We start from the raw sequence: 24736 nt of genomic DNA, 5'->3' as shown, positions 1-24736 counted from the left end.
GAAGACGAGAGACTTATGATGGAAATTTTGCGTGGTTCACCTGCACTGTCGGCATTCCGTATTAATAAACTGCTGGCACGATTTCAGGCGGCCAACCTTCCGGTAAGCGCCATATACGCCGAGTATATTCATTTTGCCGATCTGAACGCCCCGCTGAGCGCTGACGATCGCGAGCGCCTGGCGCGACTGCTTAAATATGGCCCGAGCTTAAACAGCCATACCCCGACCGGTAAATTACTGCTCGTGACCCCTCGCCCTGGCACCATCTCTCCCTGGTCTTCTAAAGCTACCGATATCGCCCATAACTGCGGCCTGGCTCAGGTTGTGCGTCTGGAGCGCGGCGTGGCGTATTATGTTGAAGCCTCGACCCTGACCGAAGCGCAGTGGACCGCGGTGGCGGCGGAACTGCACGACCGCATGATGGAGAGCGTCTTCGACGCGCTGGAAGCGGGCGAAAAGCTGTTCGCTCACCATCAGCCGACGCCGGTGACCAGCGTTGACCTGCTGGGCGAAGGGCGTCAGGCGCTGATTGACGCCAACCTCCGTTTGGGTCTGGCGCTGGCAGATGACGAAATTGACTACCTGCAGGACGCGTTTACCCGTCTGGGACGCAATCCGAACGACATCGAGCTGTACATGTTCGCCCAGGCGAACTCAGAGCACTGTCGCCACAAGATTTTCAACGCCGACTGGATCATCGACGGCGAACAGCAGCCGAAGTCGCTGTTCAAAATGATCAAAAACACCTTCGAAAAAACGCCGGACTACGTCCTGTCGGCCTATAAAGACAACGCCGCGGTGATGGAAGGGTCTGAAGTGGGGCGCTATTTTGCCGACCACCAGACCGGGCGCTACGACTTCCATCAGGAGCCGGCGCACATTCTGATGAAGGTGGAAACCCATAACCACCCGACGGCCATCTCCCCATGGCCGGGCGCGGCAACCGGCTCCGGCGGCGAGATCCGCGATGAAGGCGCCACCGGCCGCGGCGCGAAGCCGAAAGCGGGTCTGGTGGGCTTCTCGGTTTCCAACCTGCGCATCCCGGGCTTCGAACAGCCGTGGGAAGAAGATTTCGGGAAACCGGATCGCATCGTCACCGCCCTGGACATCATGACCGAAGGCCCGCTGGGCGGCGCGGCGTTTAACAACGAATTTGGTCGTCCGGCGCTGAACGGCTACTTCCGCACCTATGAAGAGAAAGTCACCAGCCATAACGGCGAAGAGCTGCGCGGCTACCACAAACCGATCATGCTGGCCGGCGGTATCGGCAACATCCGCGGCGAGCACGTGCAGAAGGGCGAGATTACCGTCGGCGCGAAGCTGATCGTGCTGGGCGGCCCGGCGATGAACATCGGCCTCGGCGGCGGCGCGGCGTCTTCCATGGCCTCCGGCCAGTCCGATGCCGACCTCGATTTCGCCTCCGTCCAGCGTGACAACCCGGAAATGGAGCGTCGCTGTCAGGAAGTGATCGACCGCTGCTGGCAGCTGGGCGACGCCAACCCGATCCTGTTTATCCACGACGTCGGCGCCGGCGGTCTCTCCAACGCCATGCCGGAGCTGGTCAGCGACGGCGGCCGCGGCGGTCAATTCCAGCTGCGCGATATCCTGAGCGATGAGCCAGGCATGAGCCCGCTGGAGATCTGGTGTAACGAATCGCAGGAACGTTATGTCCTGGCGGTCGCCCCGGAGCAACTGCCGCTGTTCGACGAGCTGTGCCGCCGCGAGCGCGCGCCTTATGCGGTTATCGGCGAAGCCACCGCCGAGCAGCACCTGAGCCTGAGCGACAGCCACTTTAACGATCAGCCGATCGATCTGCCGCTGGACGTCCTGCTTGGTAAAACGCCGAAAATGACCCGCGACGTGCAGACTCTGAAAGCCCAGGGCAGCGCGCTGGATCGCCAACCGATCACCATCGCCGACGCGGTTAACCGCGTACTGCACCTGCCGACGGTGGCCGAGAAAACCTTCCTCGTGACCATCGGCGATCGCACCGTGACCGGCATGGTCGCTCGCGACCAGATGGTCGGCCCGTGGCAGATCCCGGTGGCCAACTGCGCGGTAACCACCGCCAGCCTCGACAGCTACTACGGCGAAGCGATGGCGATGGGCGAGCGCGCCCCGGTTGCTCTGCTGGACTTCGCCGCCTCCGGCCGTCTGGCGGTAGGCGAAGCGCTGACCAACATCGCCGCCACGCAGATTGGCGAGCTGAACCGCGTGAAGCTGTCGGCTAACTGGATGGCCGCTGCCGGCCACCCGGGCGAAGACGCTGGCCTGTATGAGGCGGTGAAAGCGGTGGGCGAAGAGCTGTGCCCGGCGCTGGGCCTGACCATTCCGGTCGGCAAAGACTCAATGTCGATGAAAACCCGCTGGCAGGAAGGCAGCGAGCAGCGTGAGATGACCTCTCCGCTGTCGCTGGTGATCTCCGCCTTCGCCCGTGTCGAAGATGTTCGTCATACCGTCACGCCGCAGCTCTCGACGGAAGATAACGCCCTGCTGTTGATCGACCTCGGTAAAGGGCACAACGCGCTGGGCGCGACGGCGTTGGCGCAAGTCTATCGCCAGCTCGGCGACAAGCCGGCTGACGTGCGCGATGTCGCGCAGCTGAAAGGCTTCTGGGATGCGATGCAGGCCCTGGTGGCGCAGCGTAAACTGCTGGCCTACCACGACCGCTCCGACGGCGGCCTGCTGGTCACCCTGGCGGAAATGGCCTTTACCGGCCACTGCGGTGTGGAGGCGGATATCGCCGCGCTGGGCGACGACCGTCTGGCGGCGCTGTTCAACGAAGAGCTGGGGGCGGTGATCCAGGTCCGCGCCGCAGACCGTGAGGCGGTGGAAGCCATTCTGGCGGTTAACGGCCTGGCGGACTGTGTGCATTACCTCGGTAAAGCGGTCGAGGGCGATCGCTTCGTGCTGACCGCCGGCGGTCAGACGGTGTTTAGCGAAAGCCGCACCACGCTGCGCATGTGGTGGGCGGAAACCACCTGGCAGATGCAGCGTCTGCGCGACAACCCGGCCTGCGCCGATCAGGAGCACGAGGCGAAAGCCAACGACGCCGACCCGGGCCTCAATGTGAAGCTCTCGTTTGATATTAATGACGATGTCGCCGCACCGTACATTGCCACCGGCGCGCGTCCGAAAGTGGCCGTCCTGCGCGAGCAGGGGGTCAACTCTCACGTTGAAATGGCGGCGGCCTTCCATCGCGCTGGCTTTGACGCCATTGACGTGCATATGAGCGACCTGCTGGCGGGCCGCACCGGTCTCGGCGATTTCCATGCCCTGGTGGCCTGCGGCGGCTTCTCCTACGGCGACGTGCTGGGGGCAGGTGAAGGCTGGGCGAAGTCGATTCTGTTCAACGAGCGCGTGCGCGATGAGTTCGCGACCTTCTTCCATCGTCCGCAGACCCTGGCGCTCGGCGTGTGCAACGGCTGTCAGATGATGTCCAATCTGCGCGAGCTGATCCCGGGCAGCGACCTGTGGCCGCGCTTTGTGCGCAACCACTCTGACCGCTTTGAAGCGCGCTTCAGCCTGGTGGAAGTGACGCAAAGCCCGTCTCTGCTGCTGCAAGGCATGGTTGGCTCACAGATGCCGATTGCGGTCTCCCACGGCGAAGGTCAGGTGGAAGTGCGCGACAGCGCGCATCTGGCCCAGCTGGAGAGCAAAGGCCTGGTGGCGCTGCGCTTCGTGGATAACTTCGGCAAAGTGACCGAAACCTATCCGGCGAACCCGAACGGTTCCCCGAACGGTATCACCGCCGTGACCAGCGAAAGCGGGCGCGCGACCATCATGATGCCGCACCCGGAACGCGTCTTCCGCACCGTAAGCAACTCCTGGCACCCGGAAAACTGGGGCGAAGACAGCCCGTGGATGCGTATCTTCCGCAATGCGCGTAAACAGCTGGGTTAATTTTCCCGCAGCGTGTCACGCGAACGTATCGGCCCCCTGCTCAGGCAGGGGGCTTTTTTTTATATGTGACGGCCGGCACGCCAGGGTGTCGGGAATCACCGACAACCGGCATATTGCAGTGTCGCCAAAAGGCGACACTTAAGTTATTGATTTAAATGATGAGTAACTTGGGATACATTTGGTGTCGCTAATTGGCGACGCTATGGATAAAAAGTGTACTGCGCTGGGGTGGCTGGCTTTTATGGTTAAAGCCATATATATCAATGTGTTAATAAAATGTTTGGAAAGGTGGCATAGTTCATGCATAATAATAACCAGTGGCTCATTCACCTTCTTATGTCAGCCCCTTCGGGACGCGCTACATAAACTTCGAATGACGCACAAACAGGTGCCTGCCGTCCAACTCCTGATAATAGCCTGGCTTTATCAGACATCGGGCGAAACGTCGAGTAAGGCACCGCCTCATTCCTGAACAAAGCCAGGCCTTGCGCCTGGCTTTGTTGTTTCTGGGGCGCCGTGGCGACGGGTATCGCTTTTCTCCGGCGCGCTCCTCAGTTAGCATCGACCAGAGCTAATGATTGAGACCACACCTTTGAAGCGACTCTCTCTTTTTCCCCGTTCGCTGCGTCAGCTGGTGACGCTCTCCTTTGTGCTGATCCTGCTGCCGTTACTGGTGCTGGCCTGGCAGGCCTGGCAGAGCCTCAATGCCCTCAGCGCCCAGGCGGCGCATATCAACCGTACGACGCTGGTCGATGCCCGCCGCAGTGAGGCGATGATCAATGCCGCGCTGGAGATGGAACGCAGCTATCGCCAGTACTGCGTGCTGGACGATCCGACGCTGGCGCGCGTCTATCAAAACCAGCGGCAGCGCTACAGCCAGATGCTGGACGCGCACGCCGGCGTGTTGCCGGACGAAAAGCTCTGGCAGGCGCTGCGCCAGGATGTCAGCGATCTGGCGCAGCTGCAGTGTAACAACAGCGGCCCTGACGCCGAGGCAGCCGCCAGACTGGAAGTTTTCGCCAGTAATAACAGCGACATGGTCCAGGCGACCCGGGCGGTGGTCTATTCCCGCGGCCAGCAGCTGCAGCAGGAGATTGCCGAGCGCGGCCAGTTTTTCGGCTGGCAGGCGCTGGTGCTGTTTCTGCTGAGCCTGGCGCTGGTGCTGCTTTTCACCCGCATGATCATCGGCCCGGTGAAAGGTATCGAAAGAATGATCAATCAGCTGGGCGCAGGGAAGTCGCTGGACGACGCGGCATTGTTTACTGGCCCGCGCGAGCTGCGCTCGGTGGGCAAGCGCATCATCTGGCTCAGCGAGCGCCTGGCATGGCTGGAGTCGCAGCGGCATCAGTTTCTTCGCCATCTGTCGCATGAGCTTAAAACCCCGCTGGCCAGTATGCGTGAAGGCACCGAGCTGTTGGCCGACCGGGTCGCCGGACCGCTGACGCCGGAGCAGCAGGAGATCGTCGAGATCCTCGACAGCAGCAGCCGCAACCTGCAAAAGCTGATTGAACAGCTGCTGGACTACAACCGCAAACAGGCCGACGGCCCGGTAGCCCGGGAAGCAGTGGACCTGGTGGAGCTGGTGGAAAACGTCGTGGCGGCGCACAGTTTGCCTGCGCGGGCTAAACTGATGCATACCGAGCTGGCGCTGCGGGCGCGGCATTGTCTGGCGGAGCCTGCGTTATTGATAAGCGTAATGGATAATCTCTACTCCAATGCGGTGCACTATGGCGCTGAATCCGGTAACATTCGTATCCATAGCTACCGGCACGGAGAGCAGGTGCGTATTGATGTCGCCAACAGCGGCGAACCGATCCCGGCCGCGGAAAAGTATATGATTTTTGAGCCTTTTTACCAGGGAAGTCACCAGCGTAAGGGGGCCGTTAAAGGCAGTGGGCTGGGGTTAAGCATCGCCCGCGACTGTGTCCGTCAGATGCAAGGGGAACTCAGTCTGGTTGACGCCCCCGCCGGGCAGGTCTGTTTTCGCATTACGCTTCCCTCAGCGCCGGAATAATCCAACTAATGAATCGATATCGGGGAACTATGTCCCAATTCCTGGCCTGGCGCCGTTCCCTTAGCGGATGGCTGCTCTCAGGCATTGCTTGTCTGACGCTGGCGGGGTGTTCCGCCGGCTTCTCGCCGCATAGTGCGGAAGGTGCCGCTGCCCCCGGGCAGGCGCAGCACCAGGTGGCCGATTTTGTCGCCGTGGACTGCGCTGATATCTGGGCGCACAGCAGCGATGCCAGCGACAAAAACCCCCTCTACTGGCTGCGGGGCATTGACTGCGCCGATCGTCTCGCGCCGGTGCAGGCGCGAGCGGAGGCGAAACGCCATACCGACGACAGCTGGCAGGACGCATTCCGCCGCGGCATTCTGCTTGCCGATGCCAAAATTACCCCTGACGAGCGCCGCGAGCTGGTGGCGCGTCTCGACACCTTCAGCCCGCAAATCGCCGTTCAGGTCCGCCCGCTATATCAGCTCTGGCGCGACGGGCAGACCCGTCAGCTGCAGCTGGTGGAGGAGCGAGCCCGCTACGCGAAGCTTCAGCAGTCCAGCGATAGCGAGCTGGAGACGTTGCGCCAGCAGGAGCAGTCGCTGCGCCAGCAGCTGGAGCTGACCACCCGTAAGCTGGAGAATCTGACGGATATTGAACGCCAGCTCTCCAGCCGCAAGCCGGGCGGCAATTTCGGCAGCGAAAAAGTACCGGAGGTGATCCATGACGATCCGTAAACCGGCGCGTTTGCTGCTGGTGGATGACGATCCGGGGCTGCTGAAGCTGCTCGGCATGCGTCTGGTCAGCGAAGGCTATAGCGTGGTCACCGCCGAGAGCGGACCGGAAGCGCTGCGCGTGCTGGGACGTGAGAAAGTGGATCTGGTGATTAGCGATCTGCGGATGGATGAAATGGACGGCCTGCAGCTGTTCAGTGAGATCCAGAAGGGGCAGCCCGGCATGCCGGTGATCATTCTCACCGCCCATGGCTCGATCCCCGACGCGGTGGCGGCCACCCAGCAGGGCGTCTTCAGCTTCCTGACCAAGCCAGTTGATAAAGACGCCTTGTATAAAGCCATTGATGAGGCGCTGGAGCAGCGATCGCCAGCCACCGACGAAGCGTGGCGCCAGGCGATTGTCACCCGCAGCCCGCTGATGCTGCGCCTGCTCGAGCAGGCCGGGATGGTGGCGCAGTCCGACGTCAGCGTGCTGATTAACGGCCAGAGCGGGACCGGTAAGGAGATAGTCGCCCAGGCGATCCACAACGCCAGCCCGCGTCATGACAAGCCTTTCGTGGCGATTAACTGCGGCGCGCTGCCGGAACAGCTGCTCGAGTCCGAACTGTTCGGCCATGCTCGGGGCGCCTTTACCGGCGCGGTCAGCAACCGCGAAGGGTTATTCCAGGCCGCCGAAGGCGGCACGCTGTTTCTCGACGAGATCGGCGATATGCCTGTCGCCCTGCAGGTGAAGCTGCTCCGCGTCCTGCAGGAGCGTAAGGTTCGCCCGCTCGGCAGCAACCGCGATATCGAGATCAACGTGCGGATCATCTCCGCCACCCACCGCGACCTGCCGAAGGCGATGGCCCGCGGCGAGTTTCGCGAAGATCTGTTTTATCGCCTCAATGTGGTTAACCTGAAGATCCCGCCGCTCTCCGAACGCACGGAAGATATTCCGCTGTTGGCCAACCATCTGCTGCGTCAGTCCGCCGATCGCCATAAGCCGTTCGTGCGGGCATTTTCCAGCGATGCAATGAAGCGGCTGATGGCCGCCAAATGGCCGGGCAATGTGCGCCAGCTGGTGAACGTGATCGAGCAGTGCGTGGCCCTGACCTCGTCGCCGGTGATCGGCGATGCGCTGGTGGAACAGGCGCTGGAAGGCGAGAACACGGCGCTGCCGACCTTCGTGGAAGCGCGCAATCAGTTTGAGCTGAACTACCTGCGCAAGCTGCTGCAGATTACCAGGGGCAACGTCACCCACGCCGCGCGGATGGCTGGACGCAACCGCACCGAATTCTATAAGCTGCTGTCGCGCCATGAGCTCGACGCCAATGACTTTAAAGAGTAGCTCCGCAACATAGCGCAAGATATGATACGGTAAGCAACCGGTTACGCGACTAAGACAGGAACACCATGAAAAAGATTGATGCGATTATTAAACCTTTCAAACTGGATGACGTGCGTGAAGCGCTGGCCGAAGTCGGCATCACCGGGATGACGGTAACGGAAGTGAAAGGCTTTGGCCGCCAGAAAGGGCACACCGAACTCTACCGCGGCGCGGAATATATGGTGGATTTTCTGCCGAAAGTGAAAATTGAAATCGTGGTGACCGACGATATCGTCGATACCTGTGTGGATACCATCATCCGTACCGCGCAGACCGGTAAAATCGGTGACGGCAAGATCTTTGTCTTCGACGTGGCGCGGGTCATTCGTATCCGTACCGGCGAAGAAGACGACGCGGCGATTTAACGCTCGCCGCTCGCTGCAGTATTGCCGGGTGGCGCTGCGCTTACCCGGCCTACAAATCCCCGCGGCGTCGGGGCTTACAGCACCTTATGCGGGCCGAAGCATTCGTAATGAATGTGGTCTTTATTGACCCCTAATTCTACCAGCTGCTTCGCTGCAAACTGCATAAACGCTACCGGGCCGCAGAGATAATACTGCATCTGCGGGTCGCGAATAGTTTCCGCCACCGCCGCTAAATCCATCAAACCTTCGCTATCAAAACGTCCTGCCTGACGGTCAGCCTCGCTCGGGTTGCGATACCAGACGTGAGCGGTAAACGCCGGCAGCGCCGCGCCGAGCGCCTGCACTTCATCGGCAAAGGCGTGGACCTCGCCATTTTCCGCCGCATGGAACCAGTTCACCTGACCCTGATGATGGCTCTTCGCCAGCGCATCCAGCATCGCCAGCATCGGCGTTTGCCCAACGCCGCCGGAGATCAGGGTGACCGGCGTCTGCGGCTCAACATTAAGGAAGAAATCTCCCGCCGGGGCGGCCAGATAGACCACATCGCCTTCGCTGGCATGGTTATGCAGCCAGCTGGAAACCTGGCCGCCTTCTTCGCGTTTAACCGCGATGCGGTAGCCCTTACCGTCCGCTTTGCGGGTCAGGGAGTACTGGCGAATTTCCTGATATTCGAAGCCTTCCGGCTTCAGCCAGATGGCCAGATACTGGCCAGGCTGGTAATCGGCGACCGGCTGGCCGTCGACCGGCTCGAGCTCAAAGCTGGTGATAAACTGGCTGCGCGGGGTTTTCTTCACGATGCGGAACGCGCGAGTCCCTTCCCAGCCGCCGGTTTTACTGGCGTTTTGCTGATAGATCTCGGCTTCGCGGCCGATAAAGACGTTCGCCAACACCCCGTAGGCTTTACCCCAGGCATCGAGCACTTCCTGGCCCGGACTGAACATTTCATCGAGGGTCGCCAGCAGATGACTGCCAACAATATTGTACTGCTCCGGTTTGATCTGGAAGCTGGTGTGTTTCTGGGCGATCTTTTCCACCGCCGGCAGCAGGGCAGGCAGGTTATCGATATTGCTGGCGTAGGCGGCAATGGCGTTGAACAGCGCTTCACGCTGGTCGCCGTTGCGCTGGTTGCTCATATTGAAGATCTCTTTGAGCTCCGGGTTATGCGCGAACATCCGATCGTAGAAATGGGCGGTTAACTTTGGTCCAGTCTCTACCAGCAGAGGGATGGTGGCTTTGACCGTAGCGATGGTTTGAGCGTCGAGCATAGTGTGCTTCCTTGGGTGTTATCTTAATGATGTATTTTAAATGCATCTTAAGGAAATAACCCTGCGTTGTAAATGGTTCTTTAACACTTTCCGCCGTTGCAGTTACAACATGAAGAATTTGCATCACAATCCTGAAAAGAAATCCGTTGATACTGAGAGAGGCGTTATTGCTCAAAGCCTTGTGTCATGCGGAGCCAAACGTTTGCGTAAAATCCTTTGTCAAGACCTGTTATCACAGAATGATTCGGTTATACTGTGGGCCGTTGTCCAATCGGACCGCCTTTTTAGGCCGAAATTTTATTGTTAGCTGAGTCAGGAGATGCGGATGTTAAAGCGTGAAATGAACATTGCCGATTATGATGCCGAACTGTGGCAGGCTATGGAGCAGGAAAAAGTACGTCAGGAAGAGCACATCGAACTGATCGCCTCCGAAAACTACACCAGCCCGCGCGTAATGCAGGCGCAGGGCTCTCAGCTGACCAACAAATACGCTGAAGGATATCCGGGCAAGCGTTACTACGGCGGCTGCGAATACGTCGACGTGGTTGAGCAACTGGCTATCGACCGCGCGAAAGAGCTGTTCGGCGCTGACTATGCTAACGTCCAGCCGCACTCCGGCTCCCAGGCTAACTTTGCCGTCTACACCGCGCTGCTGCAGCCGGGCGACACCGTGCTCGGTATGAACCTGGCGCAGGGCGGCCACCTGACTCACGGCTCCCCGGTTAACTTCTCCGGCAAACTGTACAACATCATCCCTTACGGTATTGATGAGTCCGGCAAAATTGACTACGACGACATGGCGAAGCAGGCTCAGGAACACAAACCGAAGATGATCATCGGTGGTTTCTCCGCTTACTCCGGTATCGTTGACTGGGCAAAAATGCGTGAAATCGCTGACAGCATCGGCGCTTACCTGTTCGTCGATATGGCGCACGTGGCAGGCCTGATTGCCGCTGGCGTATACCCGAACCCGGTTCCGCATGCTCACGTCGTGACCACCACCACCCACAAAACCCTGGCGGGTCCGCGCGGCGGCCTGATCCTGGCGAAAGGCGGTAGCGAAGAGCTGTATAAGAAGCTGAACTCTGCGGTATTCCCAAGCGCGCAGGGCGGCCCGCTGATGCACGTTATCGCGGCGAAAGCGGTGGCGCTGAAAGAAGCGATGGAGCCAGAGTTTAAAGTTTACCAGCAGCAGGTTGCGAAAAACGCCAAAGCAATGGTGGAAGTGTTCCTGAACCGCGGCTACAAAGTGGTGTCTGGCGGTACTGAGAACCATCTGTTCCTGCTGGACCTGGTGGATAAAAACCTGACCGGTAAAGAAGCTGACGCTGCCCTGGGCCGCGCCAACATCACCGTCAACAAAAACAGCGTGCCGAACGATCCGAAGAGCCCGTTCGTGACCTCCGGTATCCGCATCGGTTCTCCGGCTGTGACTCGTCGCGGCTTTAAAGAAGCGGAAGTCAAAGAGCTGGCTGGCTGGATGTGTGACGTGCTGGACAATATCAATGACGACGCGGTCATTGAGCGTGTGAAAGGCAAAGTGCTGGATATCTGCGCCCGCTTCCCGGTTTACGCGTAAGCGTTAGCGTTGACATCAAAAAGGCCGCGTTTGCGGCCTTTTTTGCATCTGCAGATTAGCGACGGTCGAGGGAGATTGCCCCTGGGCCGGTGATTGCCAGCAGCAGGAAGGCGCCGGCGATGCTGACGTTTTTCCAGAAGTTAATCATGTTCGGCAATACCGCATCGCCAGTCATATCCCAGTAGTGATGGCCAATCACCGCCGTGCCGAGGGTGTAGAAGATAAAGATGACCGCCAGCGGGCGGGTGAAAAAGCCCAGCACAATTAAAATCGCGGCAGGCACTTCCATAATGACGGCGATAATCGCCGCCAGGGTCGGCATCGGCGCGCCGGAGGCGGCCATGTATTGCACCGTACCGCTAAAGCCCAGCAGTTTGGGGTAGCCAAAAAGTAGAAACAGAACCACCACGGCGATGCGGGCGATGAGCAGTAGCAGAGAGCGGGATGCGCCAAAATCAAAATAGCGGAGTGTGTTCATAATCAGCTCGTTATGAGAGACGTGTGATTTAAACGTAATACACAAAGTTGCCAGCCGCCATAGCAGGAAAATAATAATGTCGCGCTTCGTTTCATTAGGATTTCGCCGTATCGTTGGTCGCACTTTGATGCCCGGTTATCGGATTTTATTTAATACAACCGGTGACGGAGTGGGGAGTGCTCCGTGATGCGCGTCACGATTTAAAGACAAATGTACTCAACTTCCATATAGAGAGTGAGACACAGGTTTACTCACGATGGGGTTTATCGCCAGACTATCGCCACCATTCGGGAGGAAATCATGGTCTTGCACTCCACGCGCTGGCTGGCGCTCAGTTATTTCACTTACTTTTTTAGCTACGGTATTTTTCTGCCCTTCTGGAGCGTCTGGCTGGCCGGCAACGGGCTGACCCCGGAAACCATCGGCATTTTGCTTGGCGCCGGTCTGGTGGCCCGTTTTCTCGGCAGCCTGCTGATCGCCCCGCGGGTGAGCGACCCCTCCCGGCTGATCGCCGCGCTGCGCGTGCTGGCGCTGTTAACCTTGCTCTTCGCGCTGGCCTTCTGGGCCGGCAGCCACGTGGCATGGCTGCTGGCGATTATCATCGGCTTCAACCTGTTCTTTTCACCGCTGGTGCCGCTGACGGATGCTCTGGCCAATACCTGGCAAAAGCAGATCACCATGGACTATGGCCGGGTGCGGCTATGGGGCTCCATCGCCTTTGTGATTGGTTCGGCGCTGACCGGCAAGCTGGTGAGCCTGTTCGATTACCGGGCGATCCTGCTGATGCTAAGCCTGGGCGTCGCCTCGATGCTGCTCGGCATGTTGCTTAAGCCGTCGGTGATGCCTCAGGGGGCGTCGCGCCAGCAGCAGGGGGCCGGAATGGCGGCCTGGCTGACGCTGGTGCGCCAAAGCTGGCGCTTTCTCGCCTGCGTTTGTCTGCTGCAGGGGGCGCACGCCGCCTACTATGGCTTTAGCGCCATCTACTGGCAGCAGGCCGGCTATTCGGCCTCGGCGGTCGGTTATCTGTGGTCGTTAGGTGTGGTGGCGGAAGTGGTGATCTTCGCGCTGAGTAAAAAGGTGTTCCGCCGCTTCAGCGCGCGGGATCTGCTGCTGCTCTCTGCCCTGTGCGGGCTGGTTCGCTGGACGCTGATGGGCTGGACCACAGCGCTGCCGGGGCTTATCCTCGCGCAGATCCTTCACTGCGGGACCTTTACGGTGTGTCATCTGGCGGCGATGCGCTATATCGCCGCCCGCCAGGGCAGCGAAGTGATCCGCCTGCAGGCCGTCTACTCCGCGGTGGCGATGGGCGGGAGTATCGCCATTATGACCGTCTTCGCCGGCTTCCTCTATCAGCACCTGCACCAGGGCGTGTTCTGGGTAATGGCGCTGCTGACCATCCCGGCGTTGGCTATTCGGCCAAAAACGGTGGCGGCCTAGTCCTCGAGCATCGCGCAGATATGCTGCTGCTGGCGTTCGGTGAAGCAGTTCTCCGCGTGGATCAGCGGCGGTGAAAACAGCGGCAGCGCCGTCGCATAGGGAGTGACGATAAGCGTCACCCCTTTGGGCGCGCCTTCCTTCTGAAAGCGCTCTACGCTCTGGTATTTGATATTCAGCGGCAGCAGCGTCAGTTCGCGCAGCTGCTGCTCCAGGGCCGCTTCCATATCCGGATTATCATCGGTCAGCAGCAGAACCTGCTTCTCGTGCAGGTCGCTTTTCTGCATCAGCCAGGCGCCAAAGATCACCGCGATTAAGCTGGTCTCTTCCTCATTAAAACGGACGTGCCAGGCCTCCTCGAATTCGCTCAATGCCGCCTGGGTGGTGCGCAGTAAACGAGGATAGAGCCGGCTCACTTCCTCCGTGAGCGTGCTGTCGATGCCGATGGCAAACACGCTGCGGATCAATGCCTGCGACAAGTGAATATAAAGCTGGTCGCTCAGCCCCTGTTCGTCACTGAACGACCTGCCGGCGAGCATCTGGAAGCGGTGGATCAGGCCGGAAATAGCCAGCCGCAGGCGTCGATCCTGCGGGTGACCATCGCGAAGCGGATCGGGGGTTTTGAGCATCATAAACAGCAGCGAGAGGAAAAAAGGCTCTCCGACATGCGGCGGAGCGCCGACCCGGCGCTGCCAGTGGCGGACAATCTCCTGCGCCAGAGTGAACTCGGCGGCGGTCTGCGCCCAGCGTTGCTGTTCATCATTGAAGTCGGGTGAATAGCCCCGGTGATGCTCAAGCAGGCAGTACTGCAGGTACAGGCGCAGAAACTGGACGTCCCGGCAGTCGAACTGGCGATTGAGCGCTCGTGCGCAGCGGTTCACCAGCGCCTGCAGGTTGGTATCATCGTACAAGGTACGGGCGATGCCTTCCTGTTTAAGCTGCGTTTTCAGCGCCGGGGTAAAATGATGGTTAACGAACTGCGGGCACAGGCGCAGGCCCCGCCGCAGCGCATGCAGCAGGCATAAACGTTGGTCGAGCGCGGCGCCTTCAATCCGATAGCTGCCGTCCACCTGTGACCGAAGGGTCAGGCGGTGGTAACGCTGAATTTCGCGTCCGGTCTCCTCGATATCCTGCCGGGCCGTGGTCTCATCAACGAGGTTGATTCTGCCAAGCCGTTCAGTCGTTACCGACTGTCCGGGCAGATAAAACATCAGGAGCACCTGGCTACGGCGCTGTGGACTGGAAAGCGCAGATGGTGGTTCAATGACGGTCATCATCTGGTAAGTTCCAGTTAGGGTTTCCGCTAAGGATAGACAATGACGGCGGCGGGGGCAGGGAAGTGCGCCCGCTTTAGCTCAGGATTGCTGGCGAAGTTCACAGAATTTTTCACGTGAGGAACAGATGAACAGAGTGAAACAATGCACCAGCGCGGCGTTTTTCATGGTTTTATCATGGACAGCCGCTGCGCATCCGCATAGCTTCATCAGTTTGCAGAGCGAGCCGGTGGTCAAAGACGGCCTGCTGAGCGCCTTTAAAATGCGCTGGACAATGGATGAAATAACCTCATCGGATCTGCTTTACGACGCCGGAAACGCTAAACCGGGCAGCGAAGTATGGAAAAAACTGGCGGCGGAGGTGATGGCCAACGTGCTCGGCCAGCACTATTTCAGCGAGCTGTGGCACAACGGCCAGCGGGTGAAATTTGACAATCGCCCCGACGGCTACGGTCTTGAGCGCGACGGCCTGCAGGCGGTACTGACCTTTACCCTGCCGCTGGCGACGCCGCAACCCGTTGCCGGGCAGACATTTACCTTTTCCACTTTCGATCCGACCTACTATGTCGATATGTTTTATGACAAAGATAGCGATTTTTCCCTGCCCGCCGCGCTGCAGGCCGTCTGTAAGGCAACGGTGATGACGCCAAAACCGAATGACAAAATGCTCTCATACGCCCAGTCGCTGGATAAAGCGGATGCGCCGCCTGAGGATATGGCGCTGGGCAGCTATTTTGCCCAGAAGGTGACGCTGACATGTCAGTAATTTTTACCCCCCGCGCGCGAACTTCGCGCTGGAAAGCGCTGTGGCCGCTGGCGCTGCTGCTGGCCGTGAGCGTAACGGGCGGCATCTGGCTGTGGCTGGCCTGGCCGCAGGTGCTGATGCAGAGCGCGGTCTGGCAGCGCGCGCTCAATCTGGAGCTCAGCCGCCTGCTGCAGGCGGTGGCGGAGAACCCGGCTGCGGCGGGGCTGTCGCTGCTTGGATTCAGCTTCGTTTACGGGGTGCTGCATGCCTTAGGGCCCGGCCACGGCAAAATTGTCATTACCACCTGGCTTGCCACCCATCCCTCAAAGCTGAAATCGAGTATTAACCTGACGCTGGCCGCCTCTTTGTTGCAGGGGCTGGTGGCTATCGCGCTGGTGGTGGTGGTGCTGGCGCTACTGCAGCTGCCAGCGCGCCAGCTGCATCTCAGCAGTTTCTGGCTGGAGAAGGGGAGCTATTTGCTGGTGGGCGCGTTAGGTCTGCTGCTCTGCTGGCGGGCGCTGAAAAAGCTGCGTCTGCTGCTGAGCCGGCCAACGTTTACCGCGTTCACCCCGCATCATGTTCATAACGAACACTGCGGCTGCGGGCATCAGCATCTCCCGGCCCCGGAGCAGCTGCAGGCCGGCGATGACTGGCGGGCTCGCACCGTGATTGTCCTGTCGATGGGCATGCGTCCCTGCTCGGGGGCGATCATGGTCCTGCTGTTCAGCAAAGTGATCGGAGTGTTCAGCTGGGGGATGGCGGCGGCGCTGGCGATGGCGGCAGGGACCTCATTGACTATCACGGCGCTGGCGCTGCTGGTGCACAGTTTTCGCCAGCTGGCGGTGAAGCTGGGTCAGCATCAGGCGCCGCCGCTGTGGCGCCAGGTAGGCTGGCTGACGCTGGCGCTGGCCGGCGGCGTCATTTTGCTGGCGGCGGCAGGCGTGATGTGGTTCAGCGCCGTCCCGGCCGGCGGCGGGATCCGTCCGTTTTAGCCAGGCGTCGGGCGCAAATCCGAAAGTGGGCGCCGGCGCTTGCCGCTGACGCGGCGATGCTCTAGTTTTCCGCTTTTCGGCGGATGACAAGGAGTCGCTATGGCCGCAAATATCGTTTCTCCCGCGCAGAGCGGGCGGTTCTATTATGGCTGCGCCGGCGCCGCCGGGCTGCTGGCGGGCCTGGCGATCGTCTTCTGGTTTCCAGCCCTGGCCAGCTGGTGGCCGTCCGATCTGGTGCGCGTCTACCACGCCATGCCGTATGTTATGCGATTCGGGGTGGCGAGTGTCGCGGATATCCCGCTGGTGGCCTACGCCACCCTGACGCTGTCAGGCTTCGTGCTGGCCTTTTGCCATCCCGGGCACAGTAAACTGCCCATCGTCGCCTGGGCTGTGCATAACCAACCCTCGCCGCGGGAGATGGTCGACTGGATCCTGCGCAGTTGGGCGTTGCAGTTCGGTTTTCTGGTGATCATTTTCTGGCGTTTCGCGTTTATGAGTAAGCTAAGCAGCGACAGGCTAATGCAGATTGCGGGCATCTGTAACGACGTTTGCTATCTGGCCACGCTGGTGCTGGCAGCAATACTGCTGCGCGACGGCTGGCGCGGCGTTAAAGGCGTTGCCGCACCGGCAGGCAATATTCGCATTCCGCTGATCGTTGCCCTGAGTTTTTATCTGCCGTTTCAGCTGGTATGGATTTTACTCAGTGCGCAGCAGTATGAGCTGCCGCTGTGGGGATGGCTGCTGCTGGTTCCGGCGATGGTGGGCGTGCTGCTCGCTCGCCTGGCGACGGTAGGAATAGCGCTGTGTTTCCGGTGCTGGCTGGGGCCGCAGGGCTGCCTGCGCTGGCGCGGACCGCTGGCTTTATTTAGCGGCCTGACGGTGCTCTGTATTGGCGGTAATGCGGTGATTCGCCAGATCCTGAGGATGCTGTCATGACATAAAAAAAGGAAGCCGCGGCTTCCTTTTTGACATCAGTAAGAGATTAACGCTTCAGCGCATCGCTCAGCTGCTCGCGCATGTTCGCCAGCATCGCTTTTACCACGCGCGGGTTACCGGCAACGATGTTGCCCGTCAGCATATAGTTATGACCGCCGGTGAAGTCGCACACGATAGCGCCTGCTTCACGAGCGATCAGCTCGCCTGCGGCGAAATCCCATGGTTTCAGGGCGATTTCAAAGTAACCGTCAACGCGGCCGGCGGCAACGTAGGCCAGATCCAGTGCGGCGGAGCCGGTACGGCGGAAATCGGCGCATTCGGTGAACATGTTGCCGAGAATATTCATGTAAGTGGTGGCGTGCTGCTTCGCCTTGAACGGGAAGCCGGTCGCGATGATGGTGCCGTCGAGGTCGCGAGCGTTGCTGCCGCGCAGACGGTAGCCGTTCAGCTGCGCGCCCTGGCCGCGGGTCGCGGTGAACAGTTCGTTACGCATCGGATCGTAAACCACCGCGACTTCAGTACGGCCTTTGATGCGTACGGCGATGGAAACAGAGAAGTGCGGCAGACGTTTAACGAAGTTGGTGGTGCCATCCAGTGGATCGATAACCCATTGAACATCCTGCTCTTCACCAGCGTGTTCACCGCTTTCTTCGGTGATAATGGTGTGCTGCGGGTAAGATTTGCGAATGGTTTCGATAATAATCGCTTCGGCGGCTTTATCGACGTTGGTCACAAAATCATTGCTGCCTTTCTGGCTGGTTTCTACGGTGTCTGGCGTTTCGTAGTGTTTGGCAATTAAATTACCCGCCTTGCGCGCGGCGCGCACGGCGATGTTCAGCATCGGATGCATCGGTCTCTCTCACTGGATGTTAAAGAACGGGAAAAAACGGCGCATATAATAACAGCGAAATCTGCTTATGTCTCCGTTTTATGGTAGCATGCCCGAATAATCTTTAGCCGAAGAACCATAATGCTGCAAAATATTCGAATCGTACTGGTAGAAACTTCCCACACCGGCAATATGGGCTCCGTTGCCCGCGCGATGAAAACCATGGGCTTAACCAACCTGTGGCTGGTCAATCCGCTGGTGAAGCCTGATTCCCAGGCCATTGCGCTGGCCGCGGGTGCCAGCGACGTCATTGGCAACGCGCAGATCGTCGATACCCTTGATGAAGCGCTGGCGGGCTGTAGCCTGGTGGTTGGCACCAGCGCGCGCTCCCGCACGCTGCCGTGGCCGATGCTCGACCCGCGCGAATGCGGTCTGAAAAGCATCGCCGAAGGCCAGCATGCGCCGGTGGCGCTGGTGTTTGGCCGCGAGCGCGTTGGCCTGACTAACGATGAACTGCAGAAGTGTCACTACCATGTGGCCATCGCCGCCAACCCGGAGTACAGCTCGCTGAACCTGGCGATGGCGGTGCAGGTTATCGCCTACGAAGTGCGGATGGCCTGGCTGGCGGCGCAGGAGCAAGCGCAGCCGGCGGTTGAGCACGAAGAAGCGCCGTACCCGCTGGTGGATGACCTGGAGCGTTTCTACGGCCATCTTGAGCAGACGCTGCTGGCGACGGGCTTTATCCGTCCGAACCATCCGGGGCAGGTGATGAATAAACTGCGTCGTCTGTTCACCCGCGCGCGTCCGGAAAGCCAGGAGCTGAACATCCTGCGCGGCATGCTGGCGTCTATTGAGCAGCAGAATAAAGGTAAGTAAGAGCGTTAACGCCGGATGGCGCTTCGCTTATCCGGCCTACGAATCTACATCTCTGTTGTAGCCCGGGCGAGGCCTTTGGCCGACCCCGGGAGCGGCTCGAAATTAATAACGGCACGGAAAGCCAAATACCTGACTAAAACAGTCAAGTAAATAGTTGACCAAATTACTCGGGAATGTCAGACTTGGCCCTGCTATGCAATACCCATATTAATAAAAAGCCCGGCCAGGGGCGAGTTTGAGGTTAAGTAAGACATGAGACTGACATCTAAAGGGCGTTATGCCGTGACCGCGATGCTTGACGTTGCGCTCAACTCTGAAACGGGCCCGGTGCCGTTGGCAGATATTTCAGAGCGTCAGGGAATTTCGCTTTCCTATCTGGAACAGCTGTTCTCTCGCCTGCGTAAAAATGGCCTGGTTTCCAGCGTTCGTGGCCCAGGCGGTGGTTATCTGTTAGGTAAAGATGCCGGCAGTATCGCCGTCGGCGAAGTCATCAGCGCCGTGGACGAATCCGTTGACGCCACCCGTTGCCAGGGCAAGGGCGGCTGTCAGGGCGGCGATAAATGCCTGACTCACGCGCTGTGGCGCGATCTGAGCGAGCGCCTGACCGGCTTCCTGAACAATATCACCCTCGGAGAACTGGTGAATAACCAGGAGATCCTCGATGTTTCCGGTCGTCAGCATCAGCACGAAACCCAGCGCAATGCGCGCACCCAGGACGCGATCGACGTTAAACTGCGCGCCTGAGTGACCCGTCCCGTTTCGGGCTGCGGCTGACAGGGCGAGGCAGCGCGAAACGGCGGGACAACGATTATAAAGAGCTTTCAGAATCAGGCCGGGATGCTCCGACATTCCGTGTACTCGGTCGTACATCAAGCCGGTTGCCTGATTCCTTGCATTGAGTGATGTACGGAGTTTAAGAGCAATGAAATTACCGATTTACCTCGATTACTCCGCAACCACGCCGGTGGACCCGCGTGTTGCCGAGAAAATGATGCAGTTCCTGACCATGGACGGGACCTTTGGTAACCCGGCCTCCCGTTCCCACCGTTTTGGCTGGCAGGCTGAAGAGGCGGTTGATATCGCCCGCAACCAGATTGCCGAGCTGGTCGGTGCCGACCCGCGCGAAATCGTCTTTACCTCTGGTGCGACTGAATCCGACAACCTGGCGATCAAGGGTGCTGCCAACTTTTATCAGAAAAAAGGCAAGCACATCATCACCAGCAAAACCGAGCATAAAGCGGTTCTGGATACCTGCCGTCAGCTGGAGCGCGAAGGCTTCGAAGTGACCTACCTGGCGCCGCAGAGCAACGGGATTATCGATCTGAAAGAGCTGGAAGCGGCGATGCGTGACGACACCATCCTGGTTTCCATCATGCATGTGAATAACGAAATCGGCGTGGTGCAGGATATCGCTACCATCGGCGAGATGTGTCGCGCCCGCGGTATCATTTACCACGTAGACGCCACCCAGAGCGTGGGCAAGCTGCCTATCGATCTCAGCCAGCTGAAAGTGGACCTGATGTCCTTCTCCGGTCACAAAATCTACGGTCCGAAAGGCATCGGCGCGCTGTACGTGCGTCGTAAGCCGCGCATTCGTATCGAAGCGCAAATCCACGGCGGCGGCCACGAGCGCGGTATGCGTTCCGGTACTCTGCCTGTTCACCAGATCGTCGGCATGGGTGAAGCTTACCGTATCGCCAAAGAAGAGATGGAAAGCGAGATGGCGCGTCTGCGCACGCTGCGCAACCGTCTGTGGAACGGCGTGAAGGATATGGAAGAAGTGTACCTCAACGGCGACCTTGAGCAGGGCGCGCCGAACATTCTTAACGTCAGCTTCAACTATGTTGAAGGCGAGTCGCTGATTATGGCGCTGAAAGACCTGGCGGTTTCCTCCGGTTCAGCCTGTACTTCCGCGAGCCTTGAGCCATCCTACGTGCTGCGCGCGTTAGGCATGACTGATGAACTGGCGCACAGTTCTATTCGTTTCTCTTTAGGTCGTTTCACTACCGAAGAAGAGATTGACTACGCCATCAACCTGATTCGTAAATCCATTGGCCGTCTGCGCGAGCTTTCTCCACTGTGGGAAATGTTCAAACAGGGCGTGGATCTGAACAGTATTGAATGGTCACATCACTAATTCGGCACCAATAAGGAGAATTCATCATGGCATACAGCGAAAAAGTTATCGATCATTACGAGAACCCGCGCAACGTCGGCTCTTTTGACAACAGCGACGAGAACGTCGGCAGCGGCATGGTCGGCGCGCCGGCCTGCGGCGACGTGATGAAGTTGCAGATTAAAGTCAACAATGAAGGTATCATTGAAGACGCGCGCTTCAAGACCTACGGCTGTGGTTCTGCTATCGCTTCCAGCTCCCTGGTCACCGAGTGGGTGAAGGGTAAATCCCTGGACGAAGCGCAGGCGATCAAGAACACCGATATCGCCGATGAACTGGAACTGCCGCCGGTGAAAATTCACTGCTCTATTCTGGCGGAAGACGCGATTAAAGCCGCGATTGCGGATTACAAAAGCAAACGTGAAGCAAAATAATTAGTTGAGGTTTTGTTATGTCGATTACTCTTAGCGACAGTGCAGCAGCGCGAGTCAATGCCTTCCTGGCAAACCGCGGAAAAGGGTTTGGCCTGCGCCTGGGCGTGAGAACCTCCGGCTGCTCAGGTATGGCCTATGTACTGGAGTTTGTTGACGAGCCGGCGGCTGAAGACACCGTGTTTGAAGACAAAGGCGTGAAGGTCGTGATCGACGGCAAAAGTCTGCAATTCCTCGACGGCACGCAGCTGGACTTCGTCAAAGAAGGCCTTAACGAAGGGTTTAAGTTCACCAACCCGAACGTCAAAGATGAGTGCGGCTGCGGCGAAAGCTTTAACGTATAATCGGTACACCCCAACCCCACCGCGGTCACGCCGCGCGTGGGGTTTTCGTTTAGATGCATGACCCTGAGGTTACTATGGACTATTTCACCCTCTTCGGGTTACCAGCCAGCTATACCCTCTCGCTTGAACAACTGGCTGTCCGGTATCAGGATCTGCAGCGCCAGTACCATCCGGATAAATTTGCCAGCGCGCCCGCTGCGGAGCAGCTTGCGGCGGTTCAGTATTCCGCCACCATTAACCAGGCCTGGCAGACGCTGCGCCATCCCCTGACCCGCGCAGAATACCTCCTCTCGCTGCATGGCTTCGATCTGGCCAGCGAGCAGCATACCGTTCGCGATACCGCGTTCCTGATGGAACAGCTGGAACTGCGCGAAGAGTTGGATGAGATCGGCCAGGCGAAAGACGAAGCGCGGCTGGAAAGCTTTATCAAACGAGTGAAAGCGCTGTTTGATACCCGCCATCAGCTGATGGTTGACCAATTGCATAATGAGAGCTGGGAGGCGGCGGCGGACACGGTGCGTAAGCTCCGTTTCCTCGATAAACTGCGCAGCAGTGCTGAAGAACTCGAAGAAAAACTGCTCGATTTTTAATTTTCGGAAGCAATTATGGCCTTATTACAAATTAGTGAGCCCGGCCTGAGCGCCGCGCCGCACCAGCGTCGTCTGGCGGCCGGTATCGACCTGGGCACCACCAATTCTCTGGTGGCTACCGTGCGTAGCGGCCAGGCCGAGACTCTGCCCGATCATCAAGGCCGCTATCTGCTGCCGTCGGTGGTGAACTACCACGCATCGGGGCTGACCGTCGGCTATGACGCCCGGCTGAACGCCGCCCAGGATCCCGCCAACACCATCAGCTCCGTGAAACGGATGATGGGGCGCTCCCTCGCCGATATCCAACATCGCTATCCGCATCTGCCGTATCAGCTGCAGGCCAGTGAAAACGGCCTGCCGATGATCCAGACCGCCGGCGGCCTGCTGAACCCGATTCGCGTCTCCGCCGATATTCTGAAAGCGCTGGCTGCCCGGGCCACTGAAGCGCTGGCCGGCGAGCTCGACGGCGTGGTGATCACCGTTCCCGCTTATTTTGATGACGCCCAGCGTCAGGGGACCAAAGACGCGGCGCGTCTGGCGGGTCTGCACGTGCTGCGCCTGCTTAATGAACCGACCGCGGCGGCTATCGCCTATGGCCTTGATTCCGGCCAGGAAGGGGTGATTGCGGTCTACGATCTCGGCGGCGGCACCTTCGATATCTCTATTCTGCGCTTAAGCCGCGGGGTGTTTGAAGTGCTGGCGACCGGCGGCGATTCCGCTCTCGGCGGCGATGATTTCGATCATCTGCTGGCGGACTACCTGCGCGAGCAGGCGGGCTTCAGCGACCGTAGCGACAACCGCCTGCAGCGTGAGCTGCTGGATGCCGCCATCGCGGCGAAAATTGCCCTTAGCGATGCCGAGGTGGCGCACGTTGAGGTCGGCGGCTGGCAGGGCGATATTACCCGCAGCCAGTTTAACGATCTGATCGCCCCGCTGGTAAAACGTACGTTAATGGCCTGCCGCCGGGCGTTGAAAGACGCTGGCGTTGAGGCGCAAGAGGTGCTGGAAGTGGTGATGGTCGGCGGTTCGACCCGCGTGCCGCTGGTGCGCGAGCGCGTAGGCGAATTCTTCGGCCGCACTCCGCTGACCGCCATTGACCCGGACAAAGTCGTCGCCATTGGCGCGGCGATCCAGGCCGATATTCTGGTCGGCAACAAGCCGGACAGCGAACTGCTGCTGCTCGACGTTATCCCGCTGTCGTTAGGGCTGGAAACCATGGGCGGTCTGGTGGAGAAAGTGATCCCGCGTAATACCACCATTCCGGTGGCCCGCGCCCAGGAGTTCACCACCTTCAAAGATGGCCAGACGGCGATGTCCATTCATGTGATGCAGGGCGAGCGTGAGCTGGTGCAGGATTGCCGTTCGCTGGCGCGCTTTGCGCTGCGCGGTATCCCGGCGCTGCCGGCGGGCGGGGCGCATATTCGCGTCACCTTCCAGGTGGATGCCGATGGCCTGCTGAGCGTCACGGCGATGGAAAAATCGACCGGCGTGGAAGCCTCTATTCAGGTGAAACCGTCTTACGGTCTGACCGATGGCGAAATCGCCACCATGATTAAAGATTCGATGAGCTACGCCGAACAGGATATTCAGGCGCGCATGCTGGCTGAACAGAAAGTAGAAGCCGCACGCGTCCTGGAAAGCCTGACAAGCGCGCTGGCCGCCGACGCCGCGCTGTTAAGCGCCGCGGAGCGTCAGGCTATCGATGCTGCTGCGGAGCAGGTACGCGCCGCCGCGGCAGGCGACGACGCCGACGCCATTAAAGAAGCGATTAAAAATATCGACACACAAACCCAGGAATTCGCCGCCCGCCGTATGGATCAGTCGGTCCGTATCGCGCTGAAAGGCCAATCCGTGGACGAGGTTTAAAATGCCAAAAATTGTATTTCTGCCCCACCAGGACCTGTGTCCGGATGGCATCGTTGTGGAAGCTGAGACCGGTGAGACTATTCTGGATGCGGCGCTGCGTAGCGGCATCGAGATTGAACACGCTTGCGAAAAATCCTGTGCCTGCACCACCTGCCACTGCATCGTGCGTGAAGGCTTTGACTCGCTGGCGGAAAGTACCGAAGATGAAGACGATATGCTGGATAAAGCCTGGGGACTGGAGCCTGACAGCCGCCTGAGCTGCCAGGCGCGCGTCACCGACGAAGATCTGGTCGTTGAGATCCCGCGTTACACCATCAACCACGCACGCGAGCACTAATATGGCACTGAAATGGACCGACAGTCGTGAAATCGGCGAAGCGCTGTATGACGCTTACCCTGACCTCGACCCAAAAACCGTTCGCTTTACCGACATGCATCAGTGGATTTGCGATCTGGAAGAGTTTGATGATGATCCGAACGCATCCAATGAAAAAATTCTCGAGGCGATTCTGTTAGTCTGGTTAGACGAAGCCGAATAATTTTCGCGTCATGATTTATGCGGCGGTATAAAGTCGGATGAATCATCGAGCGAGAGAACGTTACGGGCTGCCATACGGTGG

At 59.2% G+C, this 24736-nt stretch carries 23 protein-coding genes; 19 read left to right on the top strand and 4 right to left on the bottom strand.

The genetic code is table 11. The features are described 5' to 3' along the window. Positions 1-15: 15 nt before the first annotated feature. From purL to glnB, 5 genes are all read left to right on the top strand, one after another. Positions 16-3903, top strand: a complete 3888-nt coding sequence (gene purL / locus GQR96_RS18325) for a phosphoribosylformylglycinamidine synthase (protein ID WP_065905433.1) — start codon at positions 16-18, stop codon at positions 3901-3903. A 592-nt stretch (positions 3904-4495) separates the two neighbouring features. Next, a complete protein-coding gene (locus GQR96_RS18320; RefSeq protein ID WP_074384566.1) occupies positions 4496-5917 on the top strand; it encodes a sensor histidine kinase in 1422 nt (473 codons plus the stop codon). A 29-nt stretch (positions 5918-5946) separates the two neighbouring features. Continuing rightward, on the top strand, positions 5947-6633 hold the full coding sequence (qseG, locus tag GQR96_RS18315) for a two-component system QseEF-associated lipoprotein QseG (RefSeq protein ID WP_004201847.1): 687 nt from the start codon (positions 5947-5949) through the stop codon (positions 6631-6633). Continuing rightward, positions 6620-7957 carry a two-component system response regulator GlrR gene (gene glrR, locus GQR96_RS18310; protein ID WP_004201849.1) on the top strand — a complete coding sequence of 446 codons (1338 nt, stop codon included), beginning with the start codon at positions 6620-6622 and terminating at the stop codon, positions 7955-7957. The genes qseG and glrR overlap by 14 nt, the downstream gene beginning before the upstream one ends. A 65-nt stretch (positions 7958-8022) precedes the next feature. Beyond that, entirely contained in the window at positions 8023-8361 is a 339-nt protein-coding gene (gene glnB, locus GQR96_RS18305) for a nitrogen regulatory protein P-II (protein ID WP_002914032.1), read from the top strand. Between the two features lie 74 nt (positions 8362-8435). Here the strand turns inward: glnB and hmpA are convergent, their stop codons facing one another. Next, positions 8436-9626, bottom strand: a complete 1191-nt coding sequence (gene hmpA / locus GQR96_RS18300) for an NO-inducible flavohemoprotein (protein WP_032456468.1) — start codon at positions 9624-9626, stop codon at positions 8436-8438. A gap of 325 nt (positions 9627-9951) precedes the next feature. Between hmpA and glyA the strand changes: the two genes are divergently transcribed. Then, positions 9952-11205, top strand: a complete 1254-nt coding sequence (gene glyA, locus GQR96_RS18295; RefSeq protein ID WP_002914027.1) for a serine hydroxymethyltransferase — start codon at positions 9952-9954, stop codon at positions 11203-11205. Positions 11206-11260: 55 nt separating this feature from the next. Here the strand turns inward: glyA and GQR96_RS18290 are convergent, their stop codons facing one another. Next, the gene (locus GQR96_RS18290; RefSeq protein ID WP_004201855.1) at positions 11261-11683 is read right to left on the bottom strand and encodes a DoxX family protein; all 423 of its coding nucleotides are present in this window, start codon (positions 11681-11683) and stop codon (positions 11261-11263) included. 300 nt (positions 11684-11983) lie between these two features. On the opposite strand from GQR96_RS18290, the gene GQR96_RS18285 reads away from it, so the two are divergent. Then, positions 11984-13120, top strand: a complete 1137-nt coding sequence (locus tag GQR96_RS18285; RefSeq protein ID WP_004201857.1) for a 3-phenylpropionate MFS transporter — start codon at positions 11984-11986, stop codon at positions 13118-13120. Here the strand turns inward: GQR96_RS18285 and csiE are convergent. After that, positions 13117-14394 (bottom strand): stationary phase inducible protein CsiE, encoded by a 1278-nt coding sequence (csiE, locus tag GQR96_RS18280; RefSeq protein WP_017900424.1) that lies wholly within the window; start codon positions 14392-14394, stop codon positions 13117-13119. The genes GQR96_RS18285 and csiE overlap by 4 nt on opposite strands. 124 nt (positions 14395-14518) lie before the next feature. On the opposite strand from csiE, the gene GQR96_RS18275 reads away from it, so the two are divergent. From GQR96_RS18275 to GQR96_RS18265, 3 genes are all read left to right on the top strand, one after another. After that, positions 14519-15157 (top strand): DUF1007 family protein, encoded by a 639-nt coding sequence (locus GQR96_RS18275; RefSeq protein WP_004201860.1) that lies wholly within the window; start codon positions 14519-14521, stop codon positions 15155-15157. Then, the gene (locus GQR96_RS18270) at positions 15148-16128 is read left to right on the top strand and encodes a nickel/cobalt transporter (RefSeq protein ID WP_004201862.1); all 981 of its coding nucleotides are present in this window, start codon (positions 15148-15150) and stop codon (positions 16126-16128) included. Before GQR96_RS18275 ends, GQR96_RS18270 begins: the two co-directional genes overlap by 10 nt. 99 nt (positions 16129-16227) lie before the next feature. Continuing rightward, on the top strand, positions 16228-17064 hold the full coding sequence (locus tag GQR96_RS18265) for a hypothetical protein (RefSeq protein ID WP_049003911.1): 837 nt from the start codon (positions 16228-16230) through the stop codon (positions 17062-17064). Positions 17065-17110: 46 nt separating this feature from the next. Here GQR96_RS18265 and suhB read toward each other — a convergent pair whose 3' ends face one another. After that, the gene (gene suhB, locus GQR96_RS18260; protein WP_002913995.1) at positions 17111-17914 is read right to left on the bottom strand and encodes an inositol-1-monophosphatase; all 804 of its coding nucleotides are present in this window, start codon (positions 17912-17914) and stop codon (positions 17111-17113) included. 120 nt (positions 17915-18034) lie between these two features. On the opposite strand from suhB, the gene trmJ reads away from it, so the two are divergent. The 9 genes from trmJ (at position 18035) to iscX (ending at position 24655) form a co-directional block, all read left to right on the top strand. Further along, the gene (gene trmJ, locus GQR96_RS18255; RefSeq protein ID WP_004201864.1) at positions 18035-18769 is read left to right on the top strand and encodes a tRNA (cytosine(32)/uridine(32)-2'-O)-methyltransferase TrmJ; all 735 of its coding nucleotides are present in this window, start codon (positions 18035-18037) and stop codon (positions 18767-18769) included. 252 nt (positions 18770-19021) lie between these two features. Continuing rightward, positions 19022-19513 carry a Fe-S cluster assembly transcriptional regulator IscR gene (gene iscR, locus GQR96_RS18250; protein WP_002913993.1) on the top strand — a complete coding sequence of 164 codons (492 nt, stop codon included), beginning with the start codon at positions 19022-19024 and terminating at the stop codon, positions 19511-19513. A 178-nt stretch (positions 19514-19691) separates the two neighbouring features. After that, positions 19692-20906 carry a cysteine desulfurase gene (iscS, locus tag GQR96_RS18245; protein WP_017900428.1) on the top strand — a complete coding sequence of 405 codons (1215 nt, stop codon included), beginning with the start codon at positions 19692-19694 and terminating at the stop codon, positions 20904-20906. 26 nt (positions 20907-20932) lie between these two features. Continuing rightward, positions 20933-21319 carry a Fe-S cluster assembly scaffold IscU gene (iscU, locus tag GQR96_RS18240; protein ID WP_002913991.1) on the top strand — a complete coding sequence of 129 codons (387 nt, stop codon included), beginning with the start codon at positions 20933-20935 and terminating at the stop codon, positions 21317-21319. Between the two features lie 17 nt (positions 21320-21336). Further along, positions 21337-21660, top strand: a complete 324-nt coding sequence (iscA, locus tag GQR96_RS18235; RefSeq protein ID WP_002913979.1) for an iron-sulfur cluster assembly protein IscA — start codon at positions 21337-21339, stop codon at positions 21658-21660. Between the two features lie 74 nt (positions 21661-21734). Next, positions 21735-22250 carry a co-chaperone HscB gene (hscB, locus tag GQR96_RS18230; protein ID WP_004201868.1) on the top strand — a complete coding sequence of 172 codons (516 nt, stop codon included), beginning with the start codon at positions 21735-21737 and terminating at the stop codon, positions 22248-22250. A gap of 15 nt (positions 22251-22265) precedes the next feature. Then, complete coding sequence (gene hscA, locus GQR96_RS18225; RefSeq protein WP_004201870.1) at positions 22266-24116, top strand: Fe-S protein assembly chaperone HscA; 1851 nt, start codon at positions 22266-22268, stop codon at positions 24114-24116. Between the two features lies 1 nt (position 24117). After that, a complete protein-coding gene (gene fdx, locus GQR96_RS18220; protein WP_004201872.1) occupies positions 24118-24453 on the top strand; it encodes an ISC system 2Fe-2S type ferredoxin in 336 nt (111 codons plus the stop codon). A 1-nt stretch (position 24454) separates the two neighbouring features. Then, on the top strand, positions 24455-24655 hold the full coding sequence (iscX, locus tag GQR96_RS18215) for a Fe-S cluster assembly protein IscX (protein WP_002913954.1): 201 nt from the start codon (positions 24455-24457) through the stop codon (positions 24653-24655). Positions 24656-24736 lie beyond the last annotated feature (81 nt).

It is taken from the genome of Klebsiella sp. PCX (assembly GCF_021869705.1).
GTDB lineage: Bacteria > Pseudomonadota > Gammaproteobacteria > Enterobacterales > Enterobacteriaceae > Klebsiella > Klebsiella quasipneumoniae.
The sequence above is the reverse complement of the archived record's forward strand: the minus strand, read 5'-3'. Positions and strand labels throughout refer to the sequence as shown.

Coding starts and splice junctions, on each gene's coding strand:
- purL (WP_065905433.1), top strand. CDS start 16: ATGATGGAAATTTTGCGTGGTTCACCTGCACTGTCGGCATTCCGTATT.
- qseG (WP_004201847.1), top strand. CDS start 5,947: ATGTCCCAATTCCTGGCCTGGCGCCGTTCCCTTAGCGGATGGCTGCTC.
- glrR (WP_004201849.1), top strand. CDS start 6,620: ATGACGATCCGTAAACCGGCGCGTTTGCTGCTGGTGGATGACGATCCG.
- glnB (WP_002914032.1), top strand. CDS start 8,023: ATGAAAAAGATTGATGCGATTATTAAACCTTTCAAACTGGATGACGTG.
- hmpA (WP_032456468.1), bottom strand. CDS start 9,626: ATGCTCGACGCTCAAACCATCGCTACGGTCAAAGCCACCATCCCTCTG.
- glyA (WP_002914027.1), top strand. CDS start 9,952: ATGTTAAAGCGTGAAATGAACATTGCCGATTATGATGCCGAACTGTGG.
- GQR96_RS18290 (WP_004201855.1), bottom strand. CDS start 11,683: ATGAACACACTCCGCTATTTTGATTTTGGCGCATCCCGCTCTCTGCTA.
- GQR96_RS18285 (WP_004201857.1), top strand. CDS start 11,984: ATGGTCTTGCACTCCACGCGCTGGCTGGCGCTCAGTTATTTCACTTAC.
- csiE (WP_017900424.1), bottom strand. CDS start 14,394: ATGATGACCGTCATTGAACCACCATCTGCGCTTTCCAGTCCACAGCGC.
- GQR96_RS18275 (WP_004201860.1), top strand. CDS start 14,519: ATGAACAGAGTGAAACAATGCACCAGCGCGGCGTTTTTCATGGTTTTA.
- GQR96_RS18270 (WP_004201862.1), top strand. CDS start 15,148: ATGTCAGTAATTTTTACCCCCCGCGCGCGAACTTCGCGCTGGAAAGCG.
- GQR96_RS18265 (WP_049003911.1), top strand. CDS start 16,228: ATGGCCGCAAATATCGTTTCTCCCGCGCAGAGCGGGCGGTTCTATTAT.
- suhB (WP_002913995.1), bottom strand. CDS start 17,914: ATGCATCCGATGCTGAACATCGCCGTGCGCGCCGCGCGCAAGGCGGGT.
- trmJ (WP_004201864.1), top strand. CDS start 18,035: ATGCTGCAAAATATTCGAATCGTACTGGTAGAAACTTCCCACACCGGC.
- iscR (WP_002913993.1), top strand. CDS start 19,022: ATGAGACTGACATCTAAAGGGCGTTATGCCGTGACCGCGATGCTTGAC.
- iscS (WP_017900428.1), top strand. CDS start 19,692: ATGAAATTACCGATTTACCTCGATTACTCCGCAACCACGCCGGTGGAC.
- iscU (WP_002913991.1), top strand. CDS start 20,933: ATGGCATACAGCGAAAAAGTTATCGATCATTACGAGAACCCGCGCAAC.
- iscA (WP_002913979.1), top strand. CDS start 21,337: ATGTCGATTACTCTTAGCGACAGTGCAGCAGCGCGAGTCAATGCCTTC.
- hscB (WP_004201868.1), top strand. CDS start 21,735: ATGGACTATTTCACCCTCTTCGGGTTACCAGCCAGCTATACCCTCTCG.
- hscA (WP_004201870.1), top strand. CDS start 22,266: ATGGCCTTATTACAAATTAGTGAGCCCGGCCTGAGCGCCGCGCCGCAC.
- fdx (WP_004201872.1), top strand. CDS start 24,118: ATGCCAAAAATTGTATTTCTGCCCCACCAGGACCTGTGTCCGGATGGC.
- iscX (WP_002913954.1), top strand. CDS start 24,455: ATGGCACTGAAATGGACCGACAGTCGTGAAATCGGCGAAGCGCTGTAT.